Source organism: Roseateles sp. P5_E11 (assembly GCF_054049355.1).
The window spans coordinates 1-9,139 of sequence record NZ_JBFUMO010000206.1 but is presented as its reverse complement, the minus strand read 5'-3'; the positions used below and the strand labels follow the sequence as shown (position 1 = coordinate 9,139).

The 9,139-nt window shown below is 69.0% G+C and carries 9 protein-coding genes; 2 read left to right on the top strand and 7 right to left on the bottom strand.

Translation table 11 applies throughout. The features are described from left to right. Positions 1-191: 191 nt before the first annotated feature. On the bottom strand, positions 192-2,252 hold the full coding sequence (locus ACXJKR_RS16240; protein WP_457323705.1) for an SPFH domain-containing protein: 2,061 nt from the start codon (positions 2,250-2,252) through the stop codon (positions 192-194). A gap of 472 nt (positions 2,253-2,724) precedes the next feature. On the opposite strand from ACXJKR_RS16240, the gene ACXJKR_RS16235 reads away from it, so the two are divergent. After that, entirely contained in the window at positions 2,725-3,402 is a 678-nt protein-coding gene (locus tag ACXJKR_RS16235; RefSeq protein ID WP_457323704.1) for an N-acyl amino acid synthase FeeM domain-containing protein, read from the top strand. A gap of 4 nt (positions 3,403-3,406) precedes the next feature. Here the strand turns inward: ACXJKR_RS16235 and ACXJKR_RS16230 are convergent, their stop codons facing one another. The 6 genes from ACXJKR_RS16230 to ACXJKR_RS16205 all read right to left on the bottom strand — a co-directional run bounded on the left by ACXJKR_RS16230 (position 3,407) and on the right by ACXJKR_RS16205 (position 7,830). Continuing rightward, the gene (locus tag ACXJKR_RS16230; RefSeq protein ID WP_457323703.1) at positions 3,407-3,625 is read right to left on the bottom strand and encodes a hypothetical protein; all 219 of its coding nucleotides are present in this window, start codon (positions 3,623-3,625) and stop codon (positions 3,407-3,409) included. Positions 3,626-3,663: 38 nt separating this feature from the next. Further along, positions 3,664-4,695 (bottom strand): bifunctional nicotinamide-nucleotide adenylyltransferase/Nudix hydroxylase, encoded by a 1,032-nt coding sequence (locus ACXJKR_RS16225; RefSeq protein WP_457323702.1) that lies wholly within the window; start codon positions 4,693-4,695, stop codon positions 3,664-3,666. Beyond that, on the bottom strand, positions 4,692-4,883 hold the full coding sequence (locus tag ACXJKR_RS16220) for a hypothetical protein (protein WP_457323701.1): 192 nt from the start codon (positions 4,881-4,883) through the stop codon (positions 4,692-4,694). Before ACXJKR_RS16220 ends, ACXJKR_RS16225 begins: the two co-directional genes overlap by 4 nt. Next, positions 4,880-6,076 (bottom strand): nicotinate phosphoribosyltransferase, encoded by a 1,197-nt coding sequence (gene pncB / locus ACXJKR_RS16215; protein ID WP_457323700.1) that lies wholly within the window; start codon positions 6,074-6,076, stop codon positions 4,880-4,882. Before pncB ends, ACXJKR_RS16220 begins: the two co-directional genes overlap by 4 nt. Then, positions 6,073-6,915: a cysteine hydrolase family protein gene (locus tag ACXJKR_RS16210; RefSeq protein WP_457323699.1), complete on the bottom strand. Its 843-nt coding sequence runs from the start codon at positions 6,913-6,915 to the stop codon at positions 6,073-6,075. Before ACXJKR_RS16210 ends, pncB begins: the two co-directional genes overlap by 4 nt. 105 nt (positions 6,916-7,020) lie before the next feature. Beyond that, entirely contained in the window at positions 7,021-7,830 is an 810-nt protein-coding gene (locus tag ACXJKR_RS16205) for an AraC family transcriptional regulator (protein ID WP_056195678.1), read from the bottom strand. A gap of 69 nt (positions 7,831-7,899) precedes the next feature. On the opposite strand from ACXJKR_RS16205, the gene ACXJKR_RS16200 reads away from it, so the two are divergent. Beyond that, the coding region (locus tag ACXJKR_RS16200; protein ID WP_457323698.1) for an MFS transporter at positions 7,900-9,139 on the top strand (1,240 nt) is incomplete at its 3' end.

Below are 9,139 nucleotides of genomic sequence, written 5' to 3'. Positions count from 1 at the left end.
GGTCAGCGTCACGCATCAAGTCGCCGAACTCGCGCAGCGCGCGCTCGAGCTGAGCGGCGCGCTGGGCAGCCTGCAGGCCCTGCCAGGCCAGGCGCAGCCGCCAGCCCGCCCAGGCCAGGCCCATCAGCGAGCCGACGGCGATCCAGGGCAGGAATTGGACAACGGGACGAGGGATCATGAGGCGGCGGAGTTTAGGAGGCCTCCACCACCTCGACCTGCGGCCGCACCGGCTTGTCGAGGCGATCTTTCACCAGGCCAGCCAGCAGCACGTCCACCAGGGTGCCGCCCTGCCCCGCGCCCTGACCACCACCCACCACGACCTCGGGCACCAGTTGCACGCCGGCGCCGGCCAGGGCCTGGGCGACCTGCACGATGGCGTAGTTGCCCGATTCCATCGAGCCGATCTTCTGGCGGATGACCTCGGCCTCGGCCTCACCGATGGCCAGCGTGCGGCCGGCCTCGGCCTGGCCGGTCACGCGCGTGACCTCGGCATCGGCTTCCGCCGTGATTTTCTTCGAGCGCGCCGCGCCATCGGCCGTCTTCACCGCCGCCTGGGCGCTGAACTCGGCGATGGCCACCTTGCGCTCGGCATCCACCACCTGGGCCTGGGTGCGGGCCAGGGCCGTGGCCTGCTCGAGCTGCTGGCGCACGCCCTGGGCTTCCATCTGCGTCGTGAAGGTGACCTTCTCCTGCTCGGCCAGCTTGCGGTCGGTCAGCGTCTTCATCAGTTCGGCCGGCGGCACGATGTCGCCGATCAGCGTCTCCACCGCACCGACGTCATAGGCCTTCAACGCCACGGCGATGGCGGCCTTGGCCTCGGCCTGGCGCTCGCTGCGCTTCTTCAGGAAGTCGATGACGTCCGAGTTCTGCGCGGCGTTGCGGAAGTAGTTGCCGATGGTGGGCTCCAGCACCTGCGTGACCAGGGCCTCCATGCTGCCGAAGCGGGCGATGACCTTGGGCGCGTCGTTGCGCGGGATGTGGATGATCTGGCTGACGTCGAGGTTGAAGGTGAAGCCGTCGGCCGAGCGCACGGTGATGGTGGACAGGTTGGCGTCCAGCCGGTGGGCCTCGGTCTTGCCGGTGGCCCAGTTCAGCACCACATTGGCCGTGGGCACGACCCGCACCTTGTGGGTGTAGGTGTTGATGGCGTACTTGCCGGGGTCGAGCACATCCACCCACACGCCCTTCTCGCCACGGCGGACCATGTTGGCATGGCGGAAGCCCTCGCCCGTCACGTCCACGCCGGGCTTGCCGACGAAGGCCACGACGACGCCCACCGAGGCAATGGGTACCTCGGTCATGTCGATGATCTCCACGGTGGCGAACATCGGGTTGATGAAGTAGCGGCCGGCCAGCAGCACCTGCTCCTGCAGGCCCTTGGTGCCGCCGGCGTTGACGAAGGCATGCGGCTCCTGGAAGAGGTTGTGGCCGGGCACTTCGGGGCCGGCGATCTCACCGGTGGTCAGGGACGTGCCCTCGCGGGTCGTCACGATGCCGACCTTGTTGTCGGGCACGTCGGTGACGGGCACCTGCACGACCTTGAAGAAGCGCGGGTTGATGCGGTACTTGCCTTGCGGGATGACGGTCATCTGCGGGCCACGCTCGCCGCCGCCAGCCATGAAGGCGCGGGCGTCCTGGAAGCTGTCGCAGGCCACCGTGCGGCCGATGACGCGGCCGCCGGCCAGCGGCTTGCCGTCGCGGGCCTCGACGATGCCGATCTTGCCGGGCTCGATGACGGTCATGCGCTCCAGGTGCACGGTGAACAGCAGCGTGTTGATGCGCCAGGCGCCCGGGGGCACGACGGTCATCTGCAGGCCGCGCTCGCCGGCGGCGAGGAAGGTGCGGGCATCCTGGAAGTGGTCGCAGTCGACATGGCGGGCCAGCACGCGGCCGTCGGRCATGGGCAGGCCATCGCAGGCCTCGACGATGCCGACGGCGTCATCGGGAATGACGGTGAACTTGACCAGCTCGATCTCGTACTGCCATGGCCACAGGCCCAGGTGCAGGCCCGGGGCGAGCGTGTCGGCCTGCAGGCCGGCTTCACCGTAGAGGGCGACGATGCGGCCGGGCGGCAGCTCGCGGTGGCGACCGAACAGAACGAAGTTTTTGGTCACCGTGCCGATGGAGTCGTCGGGCACGATGACGAAGCCGAACAGGCGCAGCGTGCGCTTGTAGAAGACCAGCGCCACGATGCCAAGCAGGCCGGCGGCCGTCAGCAGAGGGTGGGCGAACAGGGTGAACAGGGCGTCCATGAGGAGCACGAGTGGTGAAGAGGCCTCCACTGTGTGCGGGGCGGCATTAGCGCCGCATAAGGGCGCCCTTCCTCGGTCAGTTCGACCGGGCGAGCGCTACGCAGGGCCGTCAGGCGGCCGGTGCCAACAGGGACCCAAACACGTAGCACCCAAAAAAATGCCCCGGCCAGTGGCCGGGGCAATCACTTGCACGCCTGCGAGGCTGCCAGCGGTCTGCTCAGGGAGGGAGAAGCAGACGAACGCAACGTTAGCCCCGGCGCGAAGGCCGCGCTGTAGGACGACGCCGCACCAGCGAGAAACATGCGCTAACAAAGGGCACGGCTTGCAACTGGTAGGCCGTGAGAAATCTCATGCGTGGAATGCGACTGGTGTATCGGTCTGTGAGACTCCCCCCATTTGGGGGGTGTCCTTCCTAGACTGCGCCGCTCGCGCGTTCGGCGCGGAAAGAAGGATGCAGTCAATGACCCCTGCCATGCAAACGCGGCACAGTGCGTCGTCGCCCAGTTTCTCGGGCGCTGCCGCACTGGCTTTGAACAGCGACTTCGGCGCGCTCGATGGCGAGGCCCTGGGCCTTGTCGAGMGCCGCTATGGCGACCGCGGGCTGGTCATCTCACGCGAGCGCTACAGCAGCCGCAACCAGGACGGCGACATCGTCTGCACCGCGCGCGACGGCGATCAGATCGTCGGCACCCTGTCCGTGCGCTTCGACGGCAGCGGCGGCCTTCACGCCGATCTGTTGTTCAAGGAAGAGCTGGACGAATGGCGCGCCGCCGGCGACAAGCTCTGTGAGTTCGGCGGCCTGGCCGTTGACAGGCATTCCCATGACCCCAAGCGCGTGTTGGCACAGATCTTCCACCTGGGCTATCTGCACGCCCACCGCCGTGCCCGCTGCGCGCGCCTCGTCATCGAGGTCAACCCGCGCCACGTGGGCTTCTACCGGCGTTGCCTGGGCCTCGTGCCCTACACCGCGGAACGCCACAATCCGCGTGTTGACGCGCCGGCCGTGCTGATGAGCATTGCCTTCGCCGACATCCGCGAGCAGATTTCGCTGTGGGGCGGCCACCCGGACTCCCTGGCCTCGGCGCGCAGCCTCTACCCGCTGGCCTGGGACGAAGCCACCGAAGCCATGATGCTGGCCCGGCTGTCCTGAGGACTTACGACCCCGCGCTGGATTCCGGTGGCGGCTCGCCGGGCTTGAGGTCGGGGATGTCCTTCTTCCCGGCGGGCGTCGGCAGCTGCGCATCAGCCTGGTCCGATTTCTCCGTCGGATGCTGCGGAAGCGACTGGGCAGCAGCATCGCCGGGCTGAGCGGCAGGCGCCTGCGGATCCTCCGGGCGCGCCGTCTGGCCCACGTGGCGCAAAGGGTTGTTCATGGCTGTTCCTTGGCTGTATGAGCAGCCTCCGGCAATCGTCATGCCGGCAGCAAGCTCAGGAAGCGGTCCAGCATGTGGAAGTGGTCGTCGAAGAACTGCTCTTCCATCGCCAGCAGTTCAGCTACCGGCACCCAGCGTGCCTGGGCCGCGTCATCTGCGCCCAGCACCTCGGGCAGCTCGCGATCCCCCAGATCGAAGTGGTGGGCATGCGAGATCGTGCGACCGCGCTGGCTGCGGTCGGGGTGGTCGAAGACGGCCACGCCCTGCAGCGCGCCCGCCAGCGTCTCGGGCAGCAGGCGCAGGCCGGTTTCCTCTTCGAGTTCGCGCACGGCGGACTGGTGGAGCGTGTCGCGCGGCTCGACGAAGCCGCCCGGCAGGGCCCACAACCCTTGGCCGGGATCCTTGGCGCGCTGGATCAGCAGCACATGGTCGGCGCAGCGCAGCACCAGGTCCACGGTGACGAAGACCGGCGCATACGGCGCCGCCGCCCAGGCCTGCCGGTAGGCCTTCAGCATGGCCCATTCGCGCCGCAGCGCCGCCAGGTAGGGCAGATGCGCCCAGGCCTGCACGAAGCTGCGCGTACCCGGCGGCACCTGATCGACCCAGCTGGCCAGCACGCCGTCCAGGGCCTCGGGCCCGGCCTCGAACAGCGCGGCGCGCAGGTCGGTGGCGTCCACGCGGTGCTGGCGCGGCAGGCTCAGCAGGCGCCAGGGCGAGAAGCGGCGCAGGTAGTCGCTGGTGGCATCCTTGAAGTGGCCGACCAGCGTGACGTCGGCGTCGCCCACGCGCTCTTCCACGGCCGCACGCACGGCCTGCACCCAGCGCGCCTCGTCGTAGAGGTCGCGCAGCGGCACGACCTCCACGCGTTCACGCTCGGCGTCGGTCAGGGCCAGGCGCAGCATCTCGGCGCGCTCGGTCCAGCTGAAGGCATGGCGCGGTGAACGCGCCTGGTGGGCCGAGCCGAGCAGCACGATGACGCGGGGCGCCTCGGCCAGCGCCGCGCGCAACAAGCTGACGTGGCCGTTGTGAACCGGTTGGAAGCGGCCGATAACGACGGCAGCAGAGGTCATGACAGCACTCCGGGGAAAACCGCCGCGATGGGCATCTGCCGCCCTTGGCCGAAAGCGCCCGCGCGCAGCCGGATCAGCGGCGGCGCCTGGCGGCGCTTGTATCCGCTGCGCTGGACCATGCGGGCAACGCGTTCAATGAGCAGCTTGAGCAGTTCGTCCAGCACCGGGACGAGGGTGAGCTTGATCATGGCTTGATGCCAAACACTTGTCGCAGATAGGCGAGGAAGGTCTCGTCGTCGCAGAGCGTCTTGCCGGGGCTGTCGCTGAGCTTGGCCACGGGCTGGCCGTTGGCGTGGGTCAGTTTCATGACGATGTTCAGCGGCGTGGGCCCCAGGTCGTTGCTGAGGTGGGTGCCGATGCCAAAGCCCAGCTGCACGCGATCGGCGAAGCGGCGGTACAGCTCGATGGCCTTGGTCACGGTCAGGCCGTCGCTGAACACCAGGCGCTTGGTGTGCGGGTCGATGCGCAGCCTGGCGTAGTGGGCCAGGGCCTTCTCGCCCCAGGCGACCGGGTCGCCGCTGTCATGGCGCAGGCCGTCGAAGAGCTTGGCGAAATAGAGGTCGAAGTCGGCCAGGAAGGCGTCCATGCCGACGACGTCGGTCAGCGCCGTGCCGAGGTCGCCGCGGTACTCCTGCACCCAGTCCTCCAGCGCCGCCTTCTGGTGGTCGCGCAGGCGCACGGTGCCCAGGGCCTGGTAGGTCTGCAGGTATTCGTGCGCCATGGTGCCGATGGGGACCAGGCCCAGCTCCTTGGCCAGCAGCACGTTGGAGCTGCCCTTGAAATGCTGGGGCAAGGCGTCGCGCAGCCGGGTCACCACCTCGCGCTGCCAGGCGCCGGAGAAACGGCGGCGCAGACCGAAGTCGAACAGATCGAAGGGGTGGCGCTGCGGCAGGGGCTCGGCGGCAAAGGCCTGCAGCGTGGCGATCTTGGCGTTCAGCCGGCGTTGGCCTTCGAGACGAACCTCGGGCGTATCCAGCCGGCGGAAATAGAGCTCGTTGACGATGGCCAGTATCGGAATCTCGAAGCCCATCACATGCACCTGCGGGCCGCGCGCGACGATGTTGAGCTGCGCGCCGTCCGTCGTCACCTCGACGAAATCGCGCTGGAACCGGAAGATGCGCAGGAAGTCGACAAAGTCGCTCTTGATGAAGCGCAGGCCCTTCACATAGGCCAGCTCATCGGCGCGAAAGGTCAAGGCACACAGCGCCTGCAGCTCGCGCTCGACGTCGGCCTTCAGCTCGGCCAGCGGGTAGCCGGGCTGGTTGCGACAGACGAAGCGGTACTCGGCCTGCGTCTGCGGGTGGCGATGCAGCAGCGCCTGCCACATCGTGAACTTGTAGAGGTCGGTGTCCAGCAGGCTGGTGATGACGGGGGTGCTCATGCCTGGATCTCCGTGCTGGTGGACAACTGCAAACTGCGTGCCCGCATCGCGGCCAGGAAGCCGGCCTGCTGGGCCTCGAAGCCCGCCACGGGGCTGATGCAATCGGTCAGCAGCACCAGTTTGGCCAACTGCCGCGACGGCAGATGGTCGGCCAGGTGTTCGACGGTGGCTCTCACGCAATGGCTGCCGGCCTCGCCGGCGATCAGCACGCGGTCGAAGCGATCCAGCTCGGCCAGCAGGGCCTGGTTCAGCGCGGTGCTTTCGTCGGACGGGTCGGGCACCTCGGCCTGCAGCGCGCTGTAGTGCTCGGTCCAGGGGTTCTCGCCCTTGGTGACGACGGCCACCGAGCGCCCTTCCCTGTCCGTCCAGGCGTCCAGCGCAGCCTGCAGGCCGGCGTGCACGCCATGGCCCCAGCTGCCCATCTGGCAGTGCACCGGCCAGACCATCAGCGTGTAGCGGCCGGCGGCCTCCAGCGCGTCCAGATAGGCCAGCGCGCGGTCGAGGTGGGCCGCGTCGCGCGGCTGGTACTCGCCGCCTCGGACCTGGGCGGCCGTGATGGGCGTGAAAGGCCCGGGGTGGCGGCCGCTGGCTGTTTCCAGCCAGAAGCCAGGGTGGGCGATGTCGATGCGGTGATGCGAATCCAGCGTCACGGTGATGGCGTCGATCTGGCCGCGCAGGCGCTCCACCAGGCCAGCGGCGCGCTGCAGGTCGGCGTGAGCACCGGCCACCGGCAGCGCGGGCTGGATGAGTTCTCCCGTCACGGGCGAGCGCGGCAGCCAGTCCACCGGCAGGTCGCAGAAATCGTTCTGAGGGTCGATCAGCAGCAGATGCGTCTTCATGGGCGTGTCCTGTTGTTGTGTGCCTCCAGGCCGGCGCAACTCTATCGACTCAAAGATGCATTCCGGCCGGCGCTGCGACGGGTGGGGTGCGGGCGGAACGCCTGATCACGCCTCTGCAAAGAACCGGCTTGGTGGCATGCCCACCGTGCGCGTCACCATGGCCGTGAAGGCGCTGGCACTGGCATAGCCGAGCTCGCTGGCGATATGGCTCATGGGCCGGCCGCGCGCCGCCAGGGTCAGCGCGTGGGCCAGCAGCAGTTGCGAACGCCACTGCGCGAAGCTGGTGCCGAGTTGCTCGCGGAACAGCCGGCTCAGCGTGCGCGGGCTGGCGCCCGCCTCGGCGGCCCATTCGTCCAGGCCGGCGTGGCGGCCGGGCTCGCGCAGCATGGCCTCGCAGAGCTTGCGCAGCCGCGCGTCCTGAGGCAGGGCAACGCCCAGCGCCAACGGGCGGGCGCGCTGGAGTTCACTGAGCACCAGCCGCTCCATGGCGCCGCGTCGCTCGGCGTCGTCGCGGCTCTCCGGGGGTGCGGGATCGGGCATGGCGGGCAGGGCCAGCACCAGCTCGCGCAGCAGCGGCGACACCTCCAGCACCCGCCCCACCTGCCAGGCCTCGCCCGCCAGCAGCTCGGGGCCGAGGTAGAGGGTGCGCAGGTCGCACTGCTCGATGGCCGTGACCGCGTGGACGACGCCAGGCGGAATCCACACCGCCCGCGACGGCGGCACGATGTAGGTCGACGCCTCGGTGTTCACGCGCACGGCGCCCGTCATCGAGAACACGAGCTGGGCCCAGTCGTGCCGGTGCGGCTGGATGTCGGCCAGGTGCTCCAGCAGCCGCGATTTGGCGCGCAGCGGCCGCTCGGGCGTCGGCGCGAAGAGCTCGGGCGAGAAGGCAGGAAAGCTGCGACGGCTGGCCATGGCTGAATTTCGACAGAAGTTGACGAACCATCGTAACAACGCCGACGCTGCCCTGCCTACATTGAGGGCATGGATACCGCCCTCGCCTCTTCCCTCGACGCCGGCCTGCAGCGCCGGCGTGACGTCACGACGATCTCGACCATCGGTGTCGCCCACGGCACGTCGCACTTCTTCCACATGCTGCTGCCGCCGCTGTTCCCGGCCTTCATCCAGGCTTTTGGCCTGAGCTATTCGGAACTGGGCTTGCTGGTGACGACCTTTTTCGTCATCTCGGGCGCCGGGCAGGCGCTGTCGGGCTTCATCGTCGACCGCATCGGTGCCCGGCCAGTGCTGTTCGCGGCGATGGCGAGCTTCTTTCTCGCCTCCATCGCTGCGGGCCTGGCCCAGGGCTTTGGCGGGCTGATGCTGGCGGCAGCACTCGCCGGCGTCGGCAACGCCCCCTTCCACCCGGCCGACTTCACCATCCTGAACAAGCGCGTGTCGCAACCACGCCTGGGTCATGCCTTCTCGGTGCACGGCATCAGCGGCAACCTCGGCTGGGCCTTCGCGCCGGTGTTTTCCATCGGCATTGCCGAGGCGACGGGCAACTGGCGTTTCGCCTATGTCGGCACCGCCCTCGTTGCGCTTTCGGTGATGGCCCTGCTGTTCTGGCAGCGCTCGGCAATCGACGACCGCCAAGGGTCGTGGGGACACGCGAAGCCGGCGGCCGGCGTCAAGGCCGAGCACCCCATGGCTTTCCTGAAGCTGCCGTCGGTGTGGCTGTGCTTTTCCTTCTTCTTCTGGAGCACGGCGGCGCTGTCGGCCATCCAGAGCTTTGCCAGCCCGGCCCTGCACCAGATCTACGGCCTGCCGCTGGCACTGACGGCCTATGTCGTCACGGGCTACATGCTGGCCGGCGCGGCGGGCATGGTCTGCGGCGGCTTCCTGGTCGCCAAGGCCGAGCGGCTGGAGCGCACGATTGCGTTTGCCATGGCCTTTGCCGCCGCACTGCTGCTGGTGACGGCGACCGGCTGGCTGCCCGGCGGGCTGGCGGCCATCGTGGCCGCGCTGGCGGGTTTCGGCACCGGCCTGGCCGGCCCGTCGCGCGACATGCTGATCAAGCGCGCCTCGCCGCCGGGAGCGACCGGCCGGGTCTATGGCACCGTGTATTCGGGCCTCGACATCGGCTTCGCGATTGCCGCACCCGTGTTCGGGGCCATCCTGGACCAGGGCATGCCGCGCGGCGTGTTCGCGGGCTCGGCGGCGGCGTTGATGATGGGTATCGCGTCGGCTGGCCTGGTGGGGCTGGGCCTGAGCCGCAGGACGGCGG

Excerpts from the sequence above, each read along its gene's own strand:
- ACXJKR_RS16230 (WP_457323703.1), bottom strand. The coding sequence starts at position 3,625 with ATGAACAACCCTTTGCGCCACGTGGGCCAGACGGCGCGCCCGGAGGAT.
- ACXJKR_RS16225 (WP_457323702.1), bottom strand. The coding sequence starts at position 4,695 with ATGACCTCTGCTGCCGTCGTTATCGGCCGCTTCCAACCGGTTCACAAC.
- ACXJKR_RS16220 (WP_457323701.1), bottom strand. The coding sequence starts at position 4,883 with ATGATCAAGCTCACCCTCGTCCCGGTGCTGGACGAACTGCTCAAGCTG.
- pncB (WP_457323700.1), bottom strand. The coding sequence starts at position 6,076 with ATGAGCACCCCCGTCATCACCAGCCTGCTGGACACCGACCTCTACAAG.
- ACXJKR_RS16210 (WP_457323699.1), bottom strand. The coding sequence starts at position 6,915 with ATGAAGACGCATCTGCTGCTGATCGACCCTCAGAACGATTTCTGCGAC.
- ACXJKR_RS16205 (WP_056195678.1), bottom strand. The coding sequence starts at position 7,830 with ATGGCCAGCCGTCGCAGCTTTCCTGCCTTCTCGCCCGAGCTCTTCGCG.